The following is a 21,848-nucleotide window of genomic DNA, read 5'->3' as shown; positions in this document are numbered from 1 at the left end:
TCCTGTAGCGATGTCCGTACGTCAGTAGGCCAACCGCCTCGACGGCCCGCCTGTTCCACGCCCGCCCATCCTCCGGCGGCGCGTCTCACCGACCGAGAACGACCCGCCGGGCGAGACCGAGCGGCAACGCGCCCGAACCGGCGATGGTGTCGTGGAACTCGCGCTGCGAGCCCGTGTGCTCGGACCGGATGCGCTCGATCTCCAACGCGCCGGTCAGGTACGACGGCGCCTGCGTCGGCCACGCGCAGTACCGGTTGACTTCGCCGGCCGCCGTGCCGGGGGTCAGCGACGCCTTGGTCGTCATGAACTCTTCGGCCTCCGCGACGCTCATGTCGCCGCAGTGCAGCGCGGTGTCCACGATCATCCGTGCCGCGCGGAACAGCCGTGACTCGACGTGCGCCAGCTCCTGCGCGCGGGCCTTGGCGGCGTCCCCGACGACCTCGGCGGTGAAGTAACCGTGCTCCCGCAACAACTTCTCCGCGTACAGCGCCCAGCCCTCGGAGAAGTACGGGGTGCGGAACACCTTGCGCACCGGACGGTCCTGCGCGGCCAGCCACGACAGGTGCCAGTGGTGGCCGGGGTACGCCTCGTGCACCGCGATGGTGGCCAGCTGGGCGCGGGAGTTGGTGCGCAGGCGCTGCGCGGTCTGCTCGGCGGTGAACCCGTCCGGCGGGAACGGCACGAAGAAGTGACCCGTCCGCTGGTCGGTCAGCGGCGGCGGCGACATGTAGGACGCCACCGACAGGACCGGCCGCTGGAACGTCGGCGACGGCACCACCCGGCACTCCTCGCCCTCCGCGAACGTCACCAGCCCGTGCTCCACCAGGAACGCCCGCGCCCGCCGCGTCTCCGCCTCGTACTCGGCGCGCATCGCCTCCGGCGTCGGCGGGTGGTCGTCCTGGAACGACGCCATCACCGCGTGCCAGTCGTCCGACCCGGCCAGCTCGCGCATCTCCGCGTCCAGCTCGGCGTAGGCGACCTTGCCGCGCTCGTGCAGCTCCGCCGCGCCGTAGCCCAGGACCTCCTGGTCCCGCAACAGCGTCGAGTACAGCTCCTCGCCCATCCTCCAGTCGCCCGCGGCCCGGTCGGCGAACTCGTCCAGGAACGCCGCCAGTTCGTCGAACGCCCGCGCGGCCGGTTCGGCGGCCTCCGCCACCTCCGCGCGCAACGCCGGGTCGGACACCTCGGCGGGCAGCGTCACGGTGAGGAACGCCCGGCCCGTCCTGGCCTGGTCGGCCGCCCGTCGCACGATCTTCGGCGAGGCCAGCTCCGGGTCCAGGTTCGCCCGGCACGCGGCCAACACCTCCGGGACCTCCGCCAGCCGCTTCACCACCGTCGCCACCAGCTCCGGCTCCGGCCGCAGCCGGTTGAGGAACGCGCTGAACAACGGGTACAGCACCGCGCCGGTGTACAGGGACGGGTCGCGCCGCCACGTCGGCCAAGTGGCCTTCGCCCGCGTGCCGCGGAGCACGGCGACGACGAGGTCCCGGTCCACCGAACCCTGGAGGTCGTCGGTCTCGATCACGGTGAAGCGGTCGAGCCACGCGTCTGCGCCGCGTTCGTAGTCGGTGAACGCGGTAGCGGAGAAATCACCGAGGGTGTGGTCGTGGGCGAGCGAGCCGAGCATCGCGGCGTTGCCCGGGTTCCGGTCGAAGTGCCAGGTCAGGAACTGTTCGACCAGCCGGCCGAGGGATGCGTTTCCGGTCACGACCACGGAAGCTACCCCGGCGTCCGCGCTGATCGGGCGGCGGCGCATATTCCGTTGGGAATTGCCTGTTGACGCTCTAGGTTCTGCTTCCGGAGAAGGAGAACACGATGCAGCACAACAGCCCCGAATTCGCCGAGATCGCCCGGCGCGGCACGATCCTGCGCACCCAGGTGGGTTCGGGCGTGCACGGCACCGCCATCGAGGGCACCGACGACCGTGACGAGATGGGCGTGTGCGTCGAGCCGCCCGAGTTCGTCATCGGGCTGCGCCGCTTCGAGCAGTACATCTACCGCAGCGCCGAGGAGCGCACGGGCGTGATGAACACCCCGTCCGGTCCCGGAGATCTTGATCTTGTCGTGTACTCGCTCCGCAAATGGCTGCGCCTGGCGCTTCAGGGCAACCCGACAGTGTTGCTGCTGCTGTTCGCGCCCGAGCACGAGATCGTGTCGATCACGCCGCTGGGACGTGATTTGCGCGACAATTCGGACATGATCGTGTCCCGCCTGGCGGGACGGCGGTTCATCGGATACCTGCACAGCCAGCGTCGGCGCATGGTGGACGGCACCGTCGCGCGGCGGGTCAACCGGCCCGAACTGGTGGCGCGGCACGGCTTCGACTCGAAGTACGCGTCGCACATGGTGCGGCTGGGCGTGCAGGGCGTCGAGCTGCTGGAAACCGGCCGGATCACGTTGCCGATGCCCGAGCCGTGGCTCACGTGGATCCGCGACCTGCGCCAGGGGCGGCACACGCAGCAGGAGGCGATGGACGCGGCGGAAGGGCTGGAGGCGCGGTTGGAGGAGCTGATCACCAGTTCCGACCTGCCGGAGCGGCCCGACCACGCGCGGGCCGACAAGTGGCTCGTCGACGCCTACGAATCGATGTGGGCGTCGTGGCCGAGGCCGTGAGTGCGGTCACGTGCGCGTAAGTTACCGACAGGTTCTAGTCTGACCGACGTGGCAGAGGACAAGAAGGTCGGTCGCGCCGTGAAGACGGCTTCCGAGTTCGTGGCCGCGCACGGCAAGCCCGCGCGCGCCGTCGTGGAGAACGTCGGACGGACGAGCGCGCGGATCGTGCTGGTCGGTGACGACGGGGCCATGGGCGATGTCGTGCTCCCGGACGTGGCGTCGGCCGAAGCGGTGATCGAGGCGGTGCCGGACCTGGACCGGCACGAGTGGGACCGCGAGACCACGGACGCGGTGAAGATCGGGCCGGCGCACCGCCGCCGCATGGCGGGCCGATGAAGGTCCTCTTCGCCACCTGCGCGGCGTTGCCCGCCGGAGACGGAGACGACGACGCGCTGGTGGACGCCCTGGCGGACGTCGGCGTGCACGCGTCGTGGACGGCATGGGGCACGCCGGTCGAGGCGGATCTCGTCGTGCTGCGGTCCACCTGGGACTACCCGGAACGGCTGCCGGAGTTCCTGGCGTGGTGCGACAGCGAGCCGACGCTGGTGAACCCGGCGTCCGTGGTCCGGTGGAACGTCGACAAGACGTACCTGGTCGGACTCGCGGACGCCGGCGTGCCGGTGGTGCCGACGGCGGTGGCGAAGCCCGGCTTCACCGACTGGCCGGACGGCGAGTTCGTGGTGAAGCCGACCGTCGGCGCGGGGTCACGCGGCGCGTTGCGCGTCACGGCCGGCGACCACGAAACCGCCGCCGCGCACCTGGCGACCTTGGACGTGCCCGCGCTCGTGCAGCCGTACCAGGCGAACGTGGACGCGGTCGGCGAGACGGCGATGGTGTTCCTCGGCGGCCAGTACTCGCACGCGTTCACCAAGGGCGCGATGCTCACGGCCGACGCGGAGTTCGACGAATCCGGCCTCTACGTCGTGGAACGGCTGTCCGGTGCGGCTCCGTCGGCCGCGCAGCGCCGCGTCGCGGAGGACGTGATGGACGCCGCCGCGGCCCTGACCGGTCTGCGCCGCAACGACTTCCTGTACGCGCGGGTCGACCTCGTCCCCGGCGCCGACGGCTCGCCGCTGCTGCTGGAACTCGAACTGGTCGAGCCCTCGCTGGGCTTCCGCCAGACCGACGCCACCGCGCCGCTCCGGTTCGCCTCGGCCGTCCGCGCCGCCCTCTCCCGCCGCTGACCCGACCCGCGCCGTCCTCTCCCGCCGCTGATCCGACCGGCGCCGTCCACTCCCGCCCCTGATCCGACCGGCGCCGTCCACTCCCGCCGCTGACCCGACCTGCGCCGCCCACTCACGCCGCTGACACCTCGGGGCCTCTACTTCAGCCCTTCAGCCCGGACCCGATGCCGGTCAGCGACCGGACTTCCATCTCGGCCTGCTTCACCGGGTCGGACTTGTCCTTGCTCAGCACCGTGCCGAGGTACCCGCACAGGAACGAGAACGGGATCGACACCAGACCCGGGTTGCTCAGCGGGAACCAGGCGAAGTCCACGTCGGGGAGGATCGACGACTTGGCGCCCGACACGGCGGGGGAGAACGCGAGCAGGAAGATGCACGACCCGAGCCCGCCGTACACCGCCCACAGCGTCCCCGTCGTGTTGAACCGCCTCCAGAACATCGAGTAGATGATCGTGGACAGGTTCGCCGACGCGGCCAGCGCGAACGCCAGCGCCACCAGGAACGCCACGTTCTGCCCGTTGGCCGCGATACCGCCCACGATCGCCAGCAGGCCGACCACGACCGCCGTCAACCGGGCGACCCGGACCTCCGACCGCGGGTCCGCCTGACCTTGCTTGATCATGTTCGCGTACACGTCGTGCGCGAACGACGCCGAAGCGGTCAACGTCAGACCCGCCACCACCGCCAGGATCGTCGCGAACGCCACCGCGCTCACCACGCCGAGCAGCACCGCGCCGCCGATCTCGTACGCCAGCAGCGGCGCGGCGGAGTTCTCGCCACCGGGCGCCGACGAGATCGCCTTGCTGCCCACCAACGCCAGCGCGCCGAAGCCGATCACCAGCGTGCACAGGTAGAAGGTGGCCATCATCCACGTCGCCCACACCACCGAACGCCGCGCCTCACGGGCGTTCGGCACGGTGTAGAAGCGCATCAGCACGTGCGGCAGCGAGGCGGTGCCGAGCACCAGGGCCAACGCCAGCGAGATGAAGTCCAGCTTGTTGGTCGGCGTGCTGCCGTACCGCACGCCCGGCTCCAGCACTTCCGGCCCGAGCGGCGTGTTCCGCGACGCCGTCTCCAGGATCGCGGACAGGCTGAACCCGAACTTGCCGAGCAGGAACACCGTCATCAGGGTCACGCACATGATCAGCAGGACGGCCTTGATGATCTGCACCCACGTGGTGCCCTTCATGCCGCCCACCAGCACGTAGAGCACCATGACGATGCCCACCACGGCGATGATGATCGCCTGGCCGACCTTGCTGTGCACGTCCAGCAGCAGCGCCATCAACGCGCCCGCGCCCGCCATCTGGGCGATCATGTAGAACAGCGAGATCACCAGGGTCACGTTCGCCGCCGCCGCGCGCACCGGGCGTTGCCGCATCCGGAACGCCAGCACGTCGCCGAGGGTGAACCGGCCGGTGTTGCGCAACCTCTCCGAGATGATCATCAGGCCGAGCAGCCAGGACACGACCCAGCCGATGGAGTAGAGGAAGCCGTCGTACCCGTTGACCGCGATGCTGCCGGAGATGCCGAGGAACGACGCGGCAGACAGGAAGTCGCCCGACAGCGCGATGCCGTTCTGCGGACCGGTGAAGCTGCTGCCCGCGGCGTAGTAGTCGGACGCGGTCGCGTTGCGGCTGCCCGCCCGGTACACGATGTAGAGCGTGATCAACACGAAGACGGCGAAGACGCCAAGGTTGATCGCGGTGTTGCCGCCCATCAGGCTTCGTCCTCCGCGGTGAGCGCGCGGACCGCGGCGACCTGCGGGTCGAGCCTGCGCCGCGCGTAACGGGCGTACGCCAGGGTCAGCGTGATCGTGGACACGAACTGCAACAAGCCGAACAGCAGACCGAGGTTGACGACGCCGAACACCGGCGTGCCCATGAGGTCCGGCGCGTACGCCGACATCGCCACGTAACCCAAGTACCAGAGCAGGAATCCCAGCGTGGCGGGCACCACGAAGACCACGATCCGCCGGCGCAACTCGCGGAAATCGGCGCTGTCCTGGAGTGCGACGAAGTCCGGCGCCCCGGTTTCGTCGACCAGCAGCGACGACCCCGGATCGTCGAACGTGGCGAAGCCGCGACCACCTCTGGCGGGTCGCGAATCCGTCGGAGGCAGGATCGCCTTCGTCATCAATCCTCCACGGGGGATTCGACTCGCCACGCACGCGGATACGCGGGCCGGCAGCGAGCGCTCAGCGTAACCGCGTTAGGCCGTCAGTCAACGACGAGACGGCCTCGATCGTGTCACCGGTGGGTCGTCAAGACCGGCTGTACGTCTCGTTTGGGGCCGCTGGGCTTTTCGGCCGTCACGCTGCGCCGATCGGATGAGAACCAACCGCAAGGTCGTTGTCCCACGCCTGTTGACCACCTACTATCGCGCAGCAACATCCACGTCCGTCGTCGTTGATCGTCGGCGTCGTTCTGCTCGAAACAACTACGGACTCCCCGGGGCTTGTCTGGTGACTGGCGACAACAACGCGCGCAGGCAGTGGTGGAGCGCCGTCGCGGACTGGCGGAATTGGCGACTGCCGGTGAAGCTGGCCGCGGTCTTGGCGGTGCCCGTCCTCGTCGCCGTCGGCGCGGGTGTGGTGCAGATCCACGGCTACGTCAGAAGCGCGGACAACTACGCCTCCATGCAGCGCATCGTGACGTTGCGCGGCGGCCTCGACCCCTTGGTCGCCGCAGTCCAGGCCGAACGCGCGCTGTCCGCGCGCCGGCCGGAAGGCGCCGGGGCCAACGCCGAGGAGTTCCCGGACCTGGTTCGGGCGACCGACAACGCGGCTGCCGGCGTGCGGAACCTGATGGACCGCACGACGTCCCTCGGCGAGGTGGCGAACGCCCGGTTCCGCGACGTCAAGGTCCAGTTGGACGGCCTGCCGCAGCTGCGCGAGCGCGTGCTGTCCGGGAGCGTCGACCTGGAAGGCAGCGTCGGCGGCTACACCGTCGTGTTGCGAGCGCTGCTCGACTTCGACCTGGCGATGGTCGGCGACTTCGGCGACCCGGCGCTGTCCGGCACCGCGACCGCCCTGCACAACCTCGCCATGGCGAGCGAACAGGTGTCGTGGCAGCACGCCACCGTGCACGCCGGCATCAGCCGCGGCTACCTGCTCGACACCGAGACCACGATGCTGGAGCAGTCCTACACCCGCCAGCACGACAAGCTGGCCGACTTCACCGCCGTCGCCACGCCGCAGCAGCAGGCGGACTACCGCAGCACGGTCGCGGGCCAGGAGGTCGACCTCCGCAACAGCCTGTTCCAGCAGATCCGCACCAACTCGGGCGTCGTCGAGAAGATGATCAACCCCGAGGGCTGGGACGTCGGCGCGGAAAGCACCCTCAAGCAGATCGACGTCGTGCTGCGGTCCCTGGAGGAGCAGCTCGCCGCCGCCGCGGCCCGGTTGCAGGACACCACGAGCGACCGCGCGGGCGCGGCGTCCGTGATCCTGCTGGCGTCGCTGTTCGCCGCCGCCGCCGTCGGTTACATCATCGGCAGTTACCTCCTGCGTTCCCTGCGCACGCTCCGCACGGCCGCGCTGGACGTCGCGGAGCACCGCCTGCCCAAGCTGGTGGCGCAGCTGCGTGAGAACGCCGCGCACGACATCACCGTGGAACCCGTGCCCGTGGACACGAGGGAGGAGCTGGGCCAGCTGGCGCGCGCGTTCGACGCGGTGCACCGGCAGGCGGTCAGCTCCGCGGCCGAGCAGGCCGACCTCCGCACCGGCATGCGCAACGCGTTCATCAACCTGTCCCGCCGCAGCCAGGGCCTGGTGGAGCGGCAGCTCAAGCTCATGGAGGAGCTGGAGCGGCAGGAGGAGAACCCGGAGCAGCTGGCGAACCTGTTCAAGCTGGACAACCTCGCCACCCGGATGCGCCGCAACAACGAGAACCTGATGGTGCTGTCGGGCAGCGACGTGGCCCGCCGGTTCACCCGCCCGGTGCCGCTGGGCGACGTGCTGCGCGCCGCCGCGTCCGAGATCGAGCAGTACCAGCGGGTCGTCGTGCAGACCACCCCGTCGGTCGAGGTCGTCGGCTACGCCGCGGGCGACCTGGTCCGGCTGGTCGCCGAGCTGCTGGACAACGCGACCACGTTCTCCCCGCCGCGGACCCAGGTCGTGGTCGGCGGTCGGCCGCGGCCCGGCGGCGGTGTGCTGGTCGACGTGGTCGACGTGGGCGTCGGCATGTCGGAGGAGGACCTGGCGCAGGCCAACCGCCGGATCGCGCTGGCCGCGTCGGAGAACTCCGGCGAACTGCCGGTGTCCCGCCAGCTCGGCCTGTACGTGGTGGGCCGGCTCGGCGGTCGGCACGGCATCGAGGTGATGCTGCGCGAGCAGGGCGAGGGGTTGCGCGCGGTCGTGGCGCTGCCCGCCGAACTGGTCCGCGCGACCGGACCGCTGTCGGCTCGACAGGTGCCCGCGCAGGCGTCGTCCCCGATCCAGGCGGCCCTTTCCAGTTCTTCGGCCACCTCGAACGCCGCGCTGTCGACCTCAGGCCTGTCGAACTCGGCCCTGTCGACCAACGCCCTGTCGACCAACGGACAGGCGCCGTTCTACTCGACCGGTCCGCAGCCCGCCCTGCCACACGGCGTGGGCCCGCGCGCGGCACTGCCGCAGTCGACGTCCCAGCTTCCGGCCCAGCCGCAACCGGTGTCGCAACCGGTGTCGCAGCCGCTTCCGGCCCAACCGCTTTCACCGCAGTCGCTTCCGCCGCAGCCGGCCCTACCGCCGGCCGTGCCGTTGGCGCAGGACGGGTGGGCGCCGTTCCGCGGTCGCACCGTCGACACACCTCCGCCCGCACCGGCGTCCCCGCCGCGGCGGACGGCCTCGACCTGGTTCGGCGGCGCCTCGGCGCCCGCCGGGCCGGCGGAACCGGCGCGGCACCGCGCCGGGGAAACCCACGCGCGCGGGGAGGCGCCCGTGAACGACAAGCCAGTGAACGAGAAGCCAGTGAACGACAATCCGACGGAACTGCCTAAACGGCAGCCGCGGACCAATCTGGTGGCCGAACGGCCGAACGCGCAGGACGCGGTCGCACCCGTTCGGAGGGATCCGCAGGCGACACGCGGGTTTCTCGCCAGCTACCAGACCGGAATCCGGCAAAGTGTGCGGGGATCCGGTGAAAATCGAGCTGGGCAGGAGAACGGATGAGCACGCAGAAGTCGCGACAGGTCGACCAGTTCGGCTGGCTGGTGGGCAACTTCGCAGATCGCGTGCCCGGGGTGGCCCACGCGGTGGTGATCTCGGTGGACGGCCTGCTGCTGACCGCGTCGAGCGGTCTGCCGGACGACCGGGCCGACCAGCTGGCCGCGATCGCCGCGGGCGTGGCGAGCCTGACCGAGTCGGCGGCGAGGTGCTTCGACGGCGGTGGCGTGCTGCGCTCGGTGGTCGAGATGCAGTACGGGATCATGCTGTTGATGTCGATCCGGGACGGTTCCTGCCTGGCAGTGCTGGCCGCGCCGGACGCCGACGTCGGCCAGGTCGCCTACGAGATGACCGTGGTGGTGGACCAGGTGGGCCAGCTCCTGACCCCCGAGCTGCGCGCCCAGCTCCACGGCGCGAAGCGGATGATGGCCCGCCCGTCTGCGTGAGGTGGTCATGGACCGGAACGACGAGCCCGCGTCGGACGAGACGTTCGCCGCTCTGCTCAACGGGTTCAGCCTCGACTCCGCCCGGCGGCGCAAGCCGCCGGGGAAGCCGAAGCCGCCCGAACAACCCGCTACCAGCGACACCAAACCGCACCGCCCGGTGTTCGACGACGAGGACGACTTCGAGTACCCGCGGGAGGAGGCGGCCTCGATCGTCCGCGCCTACTCGTGGACCGGAGGCCGCACCACCTCGTCGTACCAGCTGGAGATCGAGACGCTGGTCTCGGCGGTGGACTGGGACTACCCGGGAGGGATGAAGGCCGAGTACAACGAGGTGATCGCGCTGGTCGCCCGGCCTCGGTCGGTGGCCGAGGTCGCCGCGCTCCTCCGCCTCCCGCTGGGCGTCGCCAAGGTGCTCCTGGGCGACATGGCCGAGCGCGGCCTGATCGAGGTCCACAGCACCGCCACCACCGACGGCGAACTGCCGGACCTCGGCCTGATGGAGCGCGTCCTGGCAGGCCTCCGCCGCCTCTGACCCCGAGAGAACCCGCGAGTCCTACGTTCAGAACGCGTGAGTCCTACGTTCAGGACCCCCGAATTCAACGCTCAGGACGGCGTGGCCTTTGCGCGATGATCAGCATCCGACCTACTATGACTTCAGTGTCGACCGAAGTGTCGGCCGGAGAGCCCAGGGGGTCGGATGAGCGTCGGACGGGAAACGCGGCTGTCGGCGTGGATCGAGCGGTTCGCGGCGCACTTCGCCGAGGAGGGCATCCCGCTGATCGGCGGCCGCATCCTCGGCTACCTGCTGGTGTGCCAGCCGACGGAGCGCACCGCGGCCGAGCTGTCGCAGGAGCTGGAGGCCAGCAGCGGCTCGATCAGCACGAACCTGAAGTTCCTGGTCAACGCCGGTCTGGTGACGAAACGCACCCGGCGCGGGCGGCAGGCGGCGCAGTACCGGATCGACGAGAAGCGGTGGGTCGACCTGATCCAGCGCAAGCTGGACGCGCTGGTGAGCGTGCGCGAGCTGACCGAATCGGGGATGCGGCTGATGAGCGGCGACCCGGAACGCGCCATGCGGCTGCGGACCGTGGACGACCTCTACACGTGGCTGGCGACGGAACTGCCCGCCGTCTGGGACCGCAGGCCCTCGTCCTCACGGTGAGGCCGTTCGCGGGTCGACACCCACAACGCCGCCGTGGCCACGACCACCGCACCCGCGCCCAGCACGTGCAGTGAGACCAGCACTTCCGGCACGCCGGTCCAGTACTGGACCATGCCCAACGACCCCTGCGCGAGCACCGTGGCGACGAGCGCGTAGTAGGGCCGCCGGGGGACGGGGTGGCTCCGCAACGCGAACCCCAGCGCGATGAGCATGCCGAGGAACAGGAACAGCAGGTCGGCGTGCACCTGGGACAGCGTGTCCACCGGGAGCTCGAGGCGCGGGGTCGCTGCGTCACCGGCGTGCGGCCCGGCGGCCGTGACGAAAGTGCCCGCCATCAGCAGCAGGCCGAGGGTGACCGCCTGCACGGTCTGGAGCGCCACCAACGCCTTGGGCACGAGCGGCCGGGCGGGTTCGTCTCCCTCCCCGAGCGCCGCGACGAGCAGCACGGCGAACCAGACCAGCCCCATCGACACCAGGAAGTGCACGCTGACCGTCCACCACAGCAGGCCGGTCAACACGGTGAAGCCGCCGATCACGGCCTGGAGCACGACGCCGCCGAACTGGACCAGCGCCAACGCGAGCACCCGCTTGCGCCGCGGCCGGTGGAACCACGCGGCCAGCACGCACAGGCCCGCGATGACGCCGACCACGCCGGTCAGGGTGCGGTTGCCGAACTCGACCCACTGGTGCAGCGACGCCACCTCGGGGTGTTCGACCGGTACGAGGCTGCCTTCGAAGCACTGCGGCCAGGTGGGGCAGCCGAGGCCCGATCCGGTCACCCGCACGATCGACCCGGTGACCGCGATGCCGCCTTGAGCGATCACCACGGCGATGGCGAACGTGCGCTGGAACTTGCTCAGGAAGGTGGTGAGCCAGGGTGGGGCGGACACGAACCGATGGTAGGTACCGCCGGCTGAGGCCTGCCCGCCGGGGTGTCAGCCGAGCTTGGTCGTCTTCATGGCGAGCCCGCCGGCCACCACACCCCAGACCACCAGCACGGTGACGTGGCCGACACCCGGCGCGGCGCCGTCGACCACCGCGTCGTGCAGCGCCTGGGCCAGCGCGGCGGAAGGCAGGGCGTCCACGATCGTCGCCAGCCACGTCGGCAGGCTGTCCACGCCGAGCGACAGACCGCCGACGAGCAGCAGCCCGAACCACACGATGTTCGCCAGCGCGAGCACGATCTCCGCCCGCAACGCCCCGCCGAGCAGCACGCCCAGCGCACCGAACGACAGCGTGCCGAGGACGATCAGCACGACCGCCCACAGGACGCCGATCGCGGACGGTAGCCGCCAGCCCATCAGCAGGGCGACGACGGCGATGATCGTGACCTGCACGGCGACCACGGAGAGCGCGGCGGCGACCCGTCCGGCGACGAGGAGCCAGCGTGGCAACGCGGTCGCGGCGAGGCGCTTCAGCACGCCGTAACGGCGGTCGAAGCCCAGCGCAATCGCTTGCCCCGTGAACGCGGACGAGATGACGGCGAGCGCGAGGATCCGTGCGGTGGCCGAGCCGACGCGCGGTTCGGGCACCGGGATGACGTCCATGAGGCCCATCGCGAGCAGCAGCGCCACCGGGATGAGGACGGTCAGCAGGATCTGCTCGCCGTTGCGGAGCGTGAGCACGGTCTCGGTGCGGGCCTGCGCGAGCAGCATCCGGCCGAGCCTGCCCCGGCCGGGGGCGGGCGTGAACGTGCCCGGCGCGAAGGTGCCGGAGCTGGAGGTGCCGGAGCTGGAGGTGCCGGAGCTGGAAGACTCGGGGCTGGAGGTCCCGGGGCTGGAGGATTCGGTCACGAGCGCAGCTCCCTGCCGGTCAGCTCGATGAACACGTCCTCCAGGCTGCGCCGCGCCACCGTCAGCTCCTCGGCCAGCACGCCCTGCTGGGCGCACCACGAGGTGACGGTGGAGAGGACCTGCGGGTCGATCTGACCCTGGACGAGGTAGGTGCCGCGGCTGGCCTCACGCACGTTCAGGCCTTCCGGCAGGGCGTCGCGCAGCAGCGTCAGCTCCAGGCCGGGGCGCGCGCGGAAGCGGAGTTGCCGGTCGTCGGCGTGGTGTTCGGTCAGCTCGGCGGGGCTGCCCTGGGCGACGACCCGGCCGGCGTCCACGATGACGACGTGGTCGGCGAGGGCTTCGGCCTCGTCCATGAGGTGGGTGGTGAGCAGCACGGTGACGCCGTCCGCGCGCAGTGCCGACACGAGTTCCCACACCAGGCGGCGGGCCTGCGGGTCCATGCCGGCGGTGGGCTCGTCGAGGAACACGAGCTCCGGGCGCCCCACCAACGCGCAGGCCAGCGACAGCCGTTGCTGCTGCCCGCCGGAGAGCCGCTTGTACGGGGTGCGCACCGACGACGACAGGCCGAGCACGTCGATCAGCCACGCGGGGTCGAGAGGGTTGGCGGCGCAGGTGGCGATGAGCCGCAGCATCTCGTCCGCCCGCACGCCGGGGTAGCCGCCGCCGCCCTGCGGCATCACGCCGATCCGGGGGCGCAGCTTGTCGCCGTCACGCTTCGGGTCGAGCCCGAGGACGCGGACCTCGCCGCCGTCGGCCGTCCGGAATCCCTCGCACACTTCGACGGTGGTCGTCTTCCCGGCGCCGTTCGGGCCGAGGAGCGCGAGAACCGTGCCGGTCTCGAGGGTGAGGTCGAGTCCGTTCACCGCGACGGTGGAGCCGTAGCGCTTGACCAGCCCCGACACTTCCACGGCAGGGTGCTGGTGCGGGCTCACGACGGGGAAGCCTAGGGCGTGCCCACCCCCACCCCGTGGTGGGGTCAGCCCTACCAGGGATCTCGGGGTGGCTTCAGGGTCGGCTCGGGGGTGTTCCGGATATCTTCCGACGCCATTCCGCACCAGGATTTTCCTCGTGGTGGAGATCCTGGGGAAAAGTCGGACGGCGGTGTTGCCGCTGGCTGTTGTGGGCCTTGTCCTGTCGCTGTTCCCGATTGTTTACCTGCACGTGGCGTCGGTCGGCGAACTTAGCCCTATCAGCCACACGATCAGCGACTACATCTTCGTCGACAACGGCAGCGGGCTGCTGGCCGTCACCGCGCTGTCCCTGGCCGCCGCCTCGGTGGGCCTGCTCGTCGCTCTCGTCCGGTCCGGTTTGCCCAGGCGGGGGCCGGTCGCGGTGCTGATCGGGTTGTGGGCGGCGGGGCTGACCGTGGCCACCGTGTTCCCCACCGACCCGTCCGGCGCGCCGACGTCGTTTTCCGGCGCGGTGCACCGGTACGCGGGCGCGGTGATGTTCGCGAGCCTTCCGCTGGCGGGGTGGCTGATTTCCCGGACGTTCATCGCGAGTACCACGGTCCGCCGTTTCTCGGTCGCCGCAGGGGTCACTTCGCTGGCATTCATGGTGAGTCACGTCGCGGTGGTCTACCCGGGCAGTGGCGCGGTCGTGCTGGGCCTTTTCGAGCGGATTCTGTTCGCGCTCCTGTACTGCCTGCTGTTCGCCGTCGCCTCCGCCGTCCTCCGCCGTGAGGTGTCGTCATGACGTGGTTCGCCGTCCTGCTCGCGGTGCTCGGCGCCGTCTTCTTCGCGTTCGCCGCACGCCTGCAACACGAGGCCGTGCGGGCGAGCGAGGGCGCGTTGCGGGTCCGTGAGTTGCTGCGCCGGCCGCGGTGGCTGCTGGGCCTGGTGCTGCTCGTCGTCGGCGCGGGTGTGCACGCGGCGGCGTTGGGGATGGCGCCGTTGAGCGTGGTGCAGCCGGTCGGGGTGGTCGCGATCGGCATCACCGCCGTGCTGGACGGGCGGCGGCGCGAGCTGCCGGCGGTCGCGTGGACCACGTTCGGCGTGGGGGCGTTCGTGCTGCTGGCGGCGGGTAGCGCCACGTCCACGGCGGTCGTGCCGGAGGCCGAGTTGAAGGCCGCCCTGGTGGCGCTCGGCCTGATCGCGGTGCCCGGTCTGGTCGGTGTGCTGTCGACCCGGCCGGCGGTGCGCGCCCTCGGTTTCGGCGCGGCGGGCGGTGTCGCCTACGGCTTCGTCTCCGTTCTCATGCGGTCGGTGTCCCAGGACGTCCAGCAGGGCGGACTGGCGTGGACCACCGCGTTCTCGGCGGCGGGCATCGTCGCCGCGCTCCTCGTCGGCGGCTGGTTCATCCAGCACGCCTACGCCAGCGGACCGCCGCACGTGGCGGTCGCGTGCCTCACCGTGGTGGACCCGCTCGTCGCCGTCGGCATCGGCGCGGGGCTGCTCGGCGAGGCGACCCGTACCAGCTTGCTCGTGGGTGCCGCCGAACTCGTCTGCGCCGCGGTCGCCGTCGGCGGAGTCGTCGTGCTGGCCCGCACCCGAAACCTTCCTGAAGTTCCCACCAGATCGGAGACGACAGTGACCAACGGACGCGCCATGCGGATCGTCATCGCCGCGGAGACGTTCCCCCCGGACGTCAACGGCGCGGCCCGGTTCGCCCACAGCCTCGCCACCGGCCTCGCGGGCCGCGGCCACGACGTGCACGTGATCTGCGTGTCGCCGGACGGCCCGGCCCGGACGGAGCCCGTCGACGGCATCACCGTGCACCGGCTGCGTTCGCACCGCACGCCGTTCCACCGCTCGTTCCGCATCGGGCTGCCGTGGGAGGTGCGCAAGGACGTCGGTGCGCTGCTGGAGCAGTTGCGGCCGGACCTGGTGCACGTTCAGGCGCACTTCGTGGTCGGGCGGTACGTGCTGCGGCAGGCGGCCGCGCTGGGGATCGCGACGGTGGCGACGAACCACTTCATGCCGGAGAACCTGTTCGGCCACGCGCACGTGCCGGCGTGGTTGCAGGGCATGGCGTCGCGGTGGGCGTGGCGTGACCTGGGTCGGGTGTTCGGGCTGGCGGACGTCGTGACCGCGCCTACTCCGCGTGCGGTGCAGTTGTTGCACGACAACGGTTTCCCGTCGCGGGCCGTGCCGGTGTCGTGCGGCATCGACATCGACCGGTACCGGTCGCGGAAGCCCGTGCGGCACACCGACGCGCCGACCGTGCTGTTCGTGGGGCGGTTGGACGAGGAGAAGCGGGTGGACGAGCTGCTGCGGGCGTTGGCGCTGGTGCCGCGGCTGCACGCGGAGATCGTCGGCGACGGCTCGTGCCGGGGGGATTGGGAGCTGCTGGCCCGTGACCTGGGCATCGCGGACCGCGTCCGCTTCCGGGGTTTCGTGAGCGAGTCGGAGTTGCTGGACGCCTACGCCGGCGCCGACGTGTTCTGCATGCCGGGCATCGCCGAGCTCCAGAGCCTGGCCACGATGGAGGCCATGGCGGCGGGCAAGCCGGTGGTCGTCGCCGACGCGATGGCGTTGCCGCACCTGTGCAAGCCGGGCCGCAACGGCTGGCTGTTCACGCCGGGCGACGTGCGTGGCCTGGCCGACCGCCTGCACGCCGTGACCGCGGACCCCGCCGTCACCGCCCGCATGGGCGCCGCGAGCAGCGACCTGATCGCCGCCCACGCCATCGACACCACCCTCGAAACGTTCGAGTCCCTCTACGCCCGCGCCCTGGGCCTCCCCGTCCTCGTCCAGGCCCCCGCCCTAGCCGCCTAACCCCCACGTCGCGTGAGTCCTACGTTCAGGACCCGTGAGTCCTACGTTCGGAACCCCCGAATTCAACGCTCAGTACAAGATCGACTGTTCTGAGCGTTGAACTCGGGGGTCCTGAACGTAGGACTCACGCGTTCTGAAGGTACGACTCACGCGTTCTGAACGTAGGACTCACGCGGGTGGGTGGGGTCAGTCGGGGTCGTGGCCGGTGGCGGAACGGCCGGCGGCGCGGTGGGCCACGCGGAGGCCCGTGGAGCTGAGGTGGGGCCTGCCGGTGTCGTCCAGCTCGGTGAGGAACTTGAACAGCATCCCGTGACCCTCCAGCCGCTTGAGCAGCGCCGCGGCCACGTCACCCGGCTCGAAGTCCACAATGGACATCTGCTCGACCAGGGACCGGGCGATGGTCCGCCGAGCCTGCAACGGCACCCACCACGTCGTCACCAACAGCAGCACCAGCCCGAACGACAACGCCGTCGCCAGCACCGCCTCCCACCCGGTGAACCGCAGCGAGAACACCTGCACCACCGCCGCGATCACCAGCAGCACCGACCCGTACACCGCGGCCCACCCTGCGGTAGCGGACGCGGGCGGCTCGGCGGCCTCCGTGTCCCACACCCCGTCCACCTGACGCCACCGCCGCAGCGAACTGCCCAGCACGTACGAAGCCGCCGCGCCGAACAAGATCGCGACCACCGTGCCCACGACCACCAACGCCGGGTCCAGGTCGTACAACCGGTACCGCACGACGGCCCACACACCGGCCACGATCGCCGCCGCCACCAGCACCCGCACCAGCAGCCGCGGCCGGAACCGGATCTTGCCCAGCACCGCGAGCGGCGTGCCCACCGGCGCGGGCAGACTGCCGATTATCAGCAAACCCACCACGACCAGCAGCACGCCACCGACCGCCACCATCCCCGTCACGGCCTGATCACCGGTCTCACCCGACGCCAGCGCGTCACGGGTCCGGTCGATCGCCACCGTGACCAGCGGGATCACCGGCGACAGCAGCACCAGCCCGTGCAGCAACGTCCCGGACCGAAGCGCGGCGTAACCGAAGGCGGCCAGCAGCGTGCCACCGCCGAACGCCGCCGACGGGCCGACCGCCCACGGCGGAAGCAGGTCGAACAACGCCAGCACCAGCAGCGCGCCGCCCAACGCGAACCCCAGCAGCCCCAGGAACTGCGCCAGCCGCCCTCCCCGCGTCAACCCGGTGATAGTCCAGTACGGCAGCAGCGCCGCCCCGCGCAACGTCCTGGTCAGCGGTTTCGCCGTGCCCAGCCCGGAGTTGTCGCTGTCCGCCACGGTGATCGCCACCGCCGCGGCCGTCGCCGCCGTCCGGATCACCTGGTCGCTGCTCGCCTCCTGCACCAGCGGCTCACGCCCGATCCCCGCCCGGTCGAACGCGCTCAACGCCCGCACGCCCACCTCGACCCGCTCCGCGTCCGTCCGCACGGGCAGCCGGGCCAGCAGCGCCGCCTGCTCCTCCAGGAACAGCTCGCCACGCGACCGCCGATCCGCGCCCTCGTGCCGGTCGGCCAGGATCGCGGCACGCAGGGCAGGCAGCTCCTCGCAGATGATCCGGATGTGCAGCGCCCACGCCGCCAACTCCGCCAACGCCGCGCACGTCGGGGGATGGTCACCGTCCGGTTTGGCGAACACAGCGGCCAGCTCCGCCTTCGCCCGCGTCACGTAAGGCTCCAGCTCGTCCGGCACCCCGTCGCCGAACAGCTTCAGCACCAGCTCGTCGACCTTGGCCGACGCACGTTCCACCGGGTCGCCGCCCGCGCCGGTCATGCGCTCCACCCGCAGCAGCCGCTTCGGGTCGAACACCACCTTGCACAGCATGGTGGCGCCGTCGAGCCGACCCCAGATCCAGTCGTTCACGCGCCAGGACCGCTTCAGGAACCCGGAGAACCGGCTCAACGACGCCCCACCCGCCTTGTCCTCCGCGGTGAGGCTGTACTCGGCGAACGCGTTGCGCGTCTGGAGGCTGATCTGCACCAGCTCCACGGCCTGGTCCATGCCGCCGCGCGAGTCGTCCGCCAGGCACGTGGTCGCCACTTCGAGCGCCAGCACCCGGGACAGCCACAGGTCGCCCGCCACCAGCCCGGCCACGGCCTCCGCTTCGGTGCGCGGCTCGGTCAGCAGCCGGTGCCACGACCGCAGCGACCCGGCCCGCAGCTGGTCGTCGTCCAGCTGGTCGAGGATGTCGTGCGCGTCGCCGAGGACGCCCGCGATGCGCTCCACCTGCTGCCGGACCCGCTGCCCGACGCCGTCGGGTTCGTCCAGCATCTTCTGCGCGAACCGGTGGACCCGGAGTTCCCAGTACGCCTGGTCCAGCTCCTCGTGCTCGCTGGTGGTCCAGTGCTCGTCCAGCTCGATCCGGGCGGCACGCAGCTTCGCCCGCACGTCGAACAGGTTCGTGCGGGCCAACGCGAGCCGCTGGGCGTCCGGCATCACCCACACCAGGCGTTTGAGCAGGTCCATCGCGGCGGACGCGAGGCGGTCGGCCATCGTGACGCCCCACGGCCAACCGTGCTCCGGCAACGCGGCGGGCTGCGGCTTCGTCGGCACGTACGGCACCTTGCTGTGCTCCGCGCGGTACTCCCGCTGGGCCGCCTCGGCCGCCTCTCGCACCCGTTCGAACGACCAGCCGGCGGCGTTCGCGCCCGGCACTTCGAACTGGCGGGTGGTGACGTCACGGGCGGCGTGCCGGATGCGCACGTCCTCGTAGTGGTCGTGCAGGGTCGCGGCCAGCGCGTACAGCTTCTCGGTGACCGAACCGCCCGACGCCAGCCGGTCCAGCAGGGCGCTGCGCCCTCCGCGCCGGGACGCCGCGTTGCGGTTGTGCTCCTCGATGCGCTCGACATACGTGCGACCGCTCTGGCTGGTCAACGCGCCGAGCAGCTTGGTGCCGGTGGCGATGGTGCTGGGCAGCGCGCCGTCCACGGGGGCCACCGGTTCCACGACCGCCTCGGGGGCGTGCGGGAACACCAGCAGCATCACCCGCCGCACCGGGCCCTCGGCGGGCATCCGGTCGATGGCCTCCAGCGCCTCTTTGGTGGGCGTGTTGACCAGCACGCCGCCGTCGACCGCGTACCGGGACCGGTTGTCGGTGCCGTTGGCCCAGGACGCGACGTCGGCCATGTTGGGCTTGTCGCTGTCGGGCGCGCCGGGTGCGACCGGGATGAACGACGGCTCGAACGCGAACGGGAACGAGGCGGACGACCGTGCGGCCAGCGCCATCCGGTCGACCAGCGCCGGCAGCTTGTCGGCGCTGAAGTCGTCCCGGCCGCCCGGGTCGCGGCGGAACGAGAAGCTGCCCTGGTGGGAGGCCTGCACGAGGGTTTGGCCGAGGTCGTCGTGGGTGACGGTCGGCACGCCCGCCAGCAGGGTCGTGGTGATCCGCAGGTCCACCGGCCGGTCGTCCTGCGGGGTGGGGGCGAAGTCCGTGGTCAGCCGCGCCAGCGCTTCCTGGAGGCGGGGGAGGAAGAACTCGTCGCCTTTGAGCAGGGACACGGGCTGCCCGCGGAACGGTGTGCGGAGCAGCTGTTCCATTCGCCCCTGCTCGGCCCACAGGTCACGCAGCCGTTCCAGCCGGGCGTTGCCGTTGACCTGCGACAACGCCAGCGCGGCGCCGTTGATGCCGCCTGCCGACGTGCCTGTGATGACGTCCGCGCGGGCCGTGCTGCCGACCATGTCCAGCAGTTCGGCGTACGGCCCGTCCGCCCTGGTCAGCCGATCGAGTTCGAGCACGACCCCGCCCATCCAGACGGCGAGGCTCACACCCCCGTTGAGCACCACCGCGAACCGGATCTGCTCCTGCGGCACGTCCACCATCGCGCACTCCCTCCCGTACCGATGTCTCGCCCGCCCACCCCACCCAGTTACACCCCACCTCCGCGCGAGTCGAACGTCCAGGCCCCGCGTGTCGAACACCCGGGTCCCCCGAATTCCACATTCGCGTCAGCGGAGGCGGCCACGAACGTAGAACTCGATGGTCCTGACGGTTCGACTCGCGGGGTCTGAGCGTTCGACTCGCGGGGCCTGACGGTTCGACTCGCGGGGTCTGAGCGTTCGACTCGCGGGGCCTGACGGTTCGACACGCGGGGCCTGAGCGTTCGACTCGCGGGAGGGTTAGACGGAGCCGGGGAGGGGGTCGCGTCTGATCAGCGGGATCACCTGTTTGCGCGCCACGAAGAGGCACACGGCGAACGCGATCAGGGCGCCCGCCACCGCCTGCGGCACGATGTACGCACGGCCGTCGAACGCCGAGCCCGTCGGCGGCAGGATCACCGCGATCACCGCGCTCGTCACCATCGCGAACATCCGGAACCGACGCGCCAGCACCGCCGTGGCCAGCGGCAACGCGGCCCACAGCACGTACCACGGCTGGAGCACCGGCCCCAGCACCAGCACCGCGCCCAACCCCGCGCCCAGCCCGTTGACGGCCTTGATCCGCCCCCGGAACGCCTTCCACAGCAGCGTCGCCACGAGCACCACCGACACCGCCTGCGTCACGATCCGCATCAACGCGATCATCGACTCGGTGTGGTTGCCGAGCCCGAGCACCAGCCCCAGCCCGCCGCCCATGAACCCCATCGCGGTGGGCGGCGACATCCAGCTCTTCACCGTGCCGGCGACGTTCAGCGTCTCCACCCAGCCGAACCCGAGCCCGGTGCCCAGGCACGTCCCGACCATCACCACACCGGAGATGACCAGCAACAACAGCGCCGCCCGGACCAGGTCGGAGAACCGCCCGCCCCACCGCCGCGCGATCATCACGCCCAGGAAGCCCAGCGCCAGCGCGGCCGGGATCTTCACCGCAGCGCCCAACGTGATCATGGTCGCGCCGAGGACGATCCACAGCAGCTCTTCCCGCGTCATGGGCGTGCCCGGGACCGTGGGCATCCGCCGCAACGCCAACTCCAGCCCCACCAGCATCAGGCCGATCGCCAGCCCCTCGTTGTGCACGCCCACCACCAGGTGGAACAGCACCAACGGGTTCGCCGCGCCCAGCCACAGCGCGCTCACCGGCGGCACGCCGAAGCGCCGGGCCAGCCGGGGGACCGCCCACACGATCATCGCCAGCCCCAGCAGCACGAGCAGCCGGTGCAGGAAGATGCCGGGCAGCACGCTGTCGCCGGTCAGCATCGAGATGACGCGCCCGGCGGCCAGGAACAGCGGCCCGTACGGCGCGGGAGTCTCACGCCAGATGTTCGGCACGTTCTTCGTCAACGTGTGGTCGACGCCCAGCGCCGTGGCCGGACCCAGCTCGTACGGGTCCTGACCGTTGGCCGCGATCTGCGATTGCGCCAGGTAGCTGTACACGTCCCGGCTGAACATGGGCAGCACGAACACCAGCGGCGTGATCCACATCAGCAGCGTGCGGTCGAGCTGGCTGCGCGACATCAGCCGGGGACGGCCCGGCCGGGCGAACCGGCCCAGCCACAGCCACGCCGACACGATCAGGAAGATGCCCGTCCACGCGACGCCCATGGCCGCGCTCGGCATCCGGGGGAACAGGCCCAGCAGCGGCGTGCCGGGCAGGGGGCTGAACACCGGCGCGGCGCCCGATCCGAGCGACCCGACGGCCAGCAGCAACGCGCCGACGGTGCCCCAGCGGCGGATGACGTCGAGCTGCCGCCGTTCGGGGGCGTCGAGAGGGGCCGCCTCAGCGATCTCTTCCCGGTTCGCCATCGCCATTCCGCCCGCCATCACGTCGGAAGGGTAGCGACCGGCCCCGGCGCGTGAGTCGGGTCACCCGACCCGGGCCGATCTTTGCGGCCGC

General features: G+C 71.2%; 17 protein-coding genes. 9 read left to right on the top strand and 8 right to left on the bottom strand.

Annotated elements, in window-relative coordinates:
* Positions 1–85: 85 nt before the first annotated feature.
* Positions 86–1,708 (bottom strand): DUF885 domain-containing protein, encoded by a 1,623-nt coding sequence (locus F4560_RS20485; RefSeq protein WP_312869387.1) that lies wholly within the window; start codon positions 1,706–1,708, stop codon positions 86–88.
* Between the two features lie 107 nt (positions 1,709–1,815).
* On the opposite strand from F4560_RS20485, the gene F4560_RS20480 reads away from it, so the two are divergent.
* From F4560_RS20480 to F4560_RS20470, 3 genes are read left to right on the top strand one after another with little or no spacing between them, the layout of a single operon-like run.
* On the top strand, positions 1,816–2,613 hold the full coding sequence (locus F4560_RS20480; RefSeq protein WP_184922241.1) for a nucleotidyltransferase domain-containing protein: 798 nt from the start codon (positions 1,816–1,818) through the stop codon (positions 2,611–2,613).
* Between the two features lie 48 nt (positions 2,614–2,661).
* A complete protein-coding gene (locus F4560_RS20475) occupies positions 2,662–2,949 on the top strand; it encodes a hypothetical protein (RefSeq protein ID WP_184922240.1) in 288 nt (95 codons plus the stop codon).
* Positions 2,946–3,797: an ATP-grasp domain-containing protein gene (locus F4560_RS20470; RefSeq protein WP_184922239.1), complete on the top strand. Its 852-nt coding sequence runs from the start codon at positions 2,946–2,948 to the stop codon at positions 3,795–3,797. The genes F4560_RS20475 and F4560_RS20470 overlap by 4 nt, the downstream gene beginning before the upstream one ends.
* Positions 3,798–3,939: 142 nt before the next feature.
* Here F4560_RS20470 and F4560_RS20465 read toward each other — a convergent pair whose 3' ends face one another.
* Positions 3,940–5,517, bottom strand: a complete 1,578-nt coding sequence (locus tag F4560_RS20465; protein WP_184922237.1) for a monocarboxylic acid transporter — start codon at positions 5,515–5,517, stop codon at positions 3,940–3,942.
* Positions 5,517–5,933, bottom strand: a complete 417-nt coding sequence (locus F4560_RS20460) for a DUF485 domain-containing protein (RefSeq protein ID WP_184922235.1) — start codon at positions 5,931–5,933, stop codon at positions 5,517–5,519. The genes F4560_RS20465 and F4560_RS20460 overlap by 1 nt, the downstream gene beginning before the upstream one ends.
* Positions 5,934–6,261: 328 nt before the next feature.
* On the opposite strand from F4560_RS20460, the gene F4560_RS20455 reads away from it, so the two are divergent.
* From F4560_RS20455 to F4560_RS20440, 4 genes are all read left to right on the top strand, one after another.
* The gene (locus F4560_RS20455; RefSeq protein WP_184922233.1) at positions 6,262–8,946 is read left to right on the top strand and encodes a nitrate- and nitrite sensing domain-containing protein; all 2,685 of its coding nucleotides are present in this window, start codon (positions 6,262–6,264) and stop codon (positions 8,944–8,946) included.
* Positions 8,943–9,386 (top strand): roadblock/LC7 domain-containing protein, encoded by a 444-nt coding sequence (locus F4560_RS20450; RefSeq protein ID WP_184922231.1) that lies wholly within the window; start codon positions 8,943–8,945, stop codon positions 9,384–9,386. The genes F4560_RS20455 and F4560_RS20450 overlap by 4 nt, the downstream gene beginning before the upstream one ends.
* 7 nt (positions 9,387–9,393) lie before the next feature.
* Entirely contained in the window at positions 9,394–9,918 is a 525-nt protein-coding gene (locus F4560_RS20445; RefSeq protein WP_184922229.1) for a DUF742 domain-containing protein, read from the top strand.
* A gap of 165 nt (positions 9,919–10,083) precedes the next feature.
* Entirely contained in the window at positions 10,084–10,548 is a 465-nt protein-coding gene (locus F4560_RS20440) for a GbsR/MarR family transcriptional regulator (protein WP_184922227.1), read from the top strand.
* Here the strand turns inward: F4560_RS20440 and F4560_RS20435 are convergent.
* The 3 genes from F4560_RS20435 to F4560_RS20425 all read right to left on the bottom strand — a co-directional run bounded on the left by F4560_RS20435 (position 10,485) and on the right by F4560_RS20425 (position 13,273).
* Positions 10,485–11,438 carry a COX15/CtaA family protein gene (locus tag F4560_RS20435; RefSeq protein WP_184922225.1) on the bottom strand — a complete coding sequence of 318 codons (954 nt, stop codon included), beginning with the start codon at positions 11,436–11,438 and terminating at the stop codon, positions 10,485–10,487. The genes F4560_RS20440 and F4560_RS20435 overlap by 64 nt on opposite strands.
* A 45-nt stretch (positions 11,439–11,483) precedes the next feature.
* Positions 11,484–12,203: an ABC transporter permease gene (locus tag F4560_RS20430; RefSeq protein WP_184929271.1), complete on the bottom strand. Its 720-nt coding sequence runs from the start codon at positions 12,201–12,203 to the stop codon at positions 11,484–11,486.
* Between the two features lie 134 nt (positions 12,204–12,337).
* Positions 12,338–13,273 carry an ABC transporter ATP-binding protein gene (locus F4560_RS20425; protein WP_312869386.1) on the bottom strand — a complete coding sequence of 312 codons (936 nt, stop codon included), beginning with the start codon at positions 13,271–13,273 and terminating at the stop codon, positions 12,338–12,340.
* A 67-nt stretch (positions 13,274–13,340) separates the two neighbouring features.
* Here F4560_RS20425 and F4560_RS20420 point away from each other — a divergent pair, with 67 nt between their 5' ends.
* Together F4560_RS20420 and F4560_RS20415 are read left to right on the top strand one after the other, a co-directional pair.
* A complete protein-coding gene (locus F4560_RS20420; RefSeq protein ID WP_312869385.1) occupies positions 13,341–14,036 on the top strand; it encodes a DUF998 domain-containing protein in 696 nt (231 codons plus the stop codon).
* Positions 14,033–16,057 (top strand): glycosyltransferase, encoded by a 2,025-nt coding sequence (locus F4560_RS20415; protein WP_184922221.1) that lies wholly within the window; start codon positions 14,033–14,035, stop codon positions 16,055–16,057. Before F4560_RS20420 ends, F4560_RS20415 begins: the two co-directional genes overlap by 4 nt.
* Before the next feature lie 186 nt (positions 16,058–16,243).
* On the opposite strand, the gene F4560_RS20410 is transcribed toward F4560_RS20415, so the two are convergent.
* Both F4560_RS20410 and mptB read right to left on the bottom strand, forming a co-directional pair.
* Positions 16,244–19,897 carry a patatin-like protein gene (locus F4560_RS20410; protein ID WP_184922219.1) on the bottom strand — a complete coding sequence of 1,218 codons (3,654 nt, stop codon included), beginning with the start codon at positions 19,895–19,897 and terminating at the stop codon, positions 16,244–16,246.
* A 297-nt stretch (positions 19,898–20,194) separates the two neighbouring features.
* The gene (gene mptB, locus F4560_RS20405) at positions 20,195–21,775 is read right to left on the bottom strand and encodes a polyprenol phosphomannose-dependent alpha 1,6 mannosyltransferase MptB (protein ID WP_184929269.1); all 1,581 of its coding nucleotides are present in this window, start codon (positions 21,773–21,775) and stop codon (positions 20,195–20,197) included.
* Between the last annotated feature and the right edge of the window lie 73 nt (positions 21,776–21,848).

It is taken from the genome of Saccharothrix ecbatanensis, from assembly GCF_014205015.1.
GTDB classification, from domain to species: domain Bacteria; phylum Actinomycetota; class Actinomycetes; order Mycobacteriales; family Pseudonocardiaceae; genus Actinosynnema; species Actinosynnema ecbatanense.
Note: the sequence above shows the minus strand (reverse complement) of the source record. Positions and strands in the feature narration are given on the sequence as shown.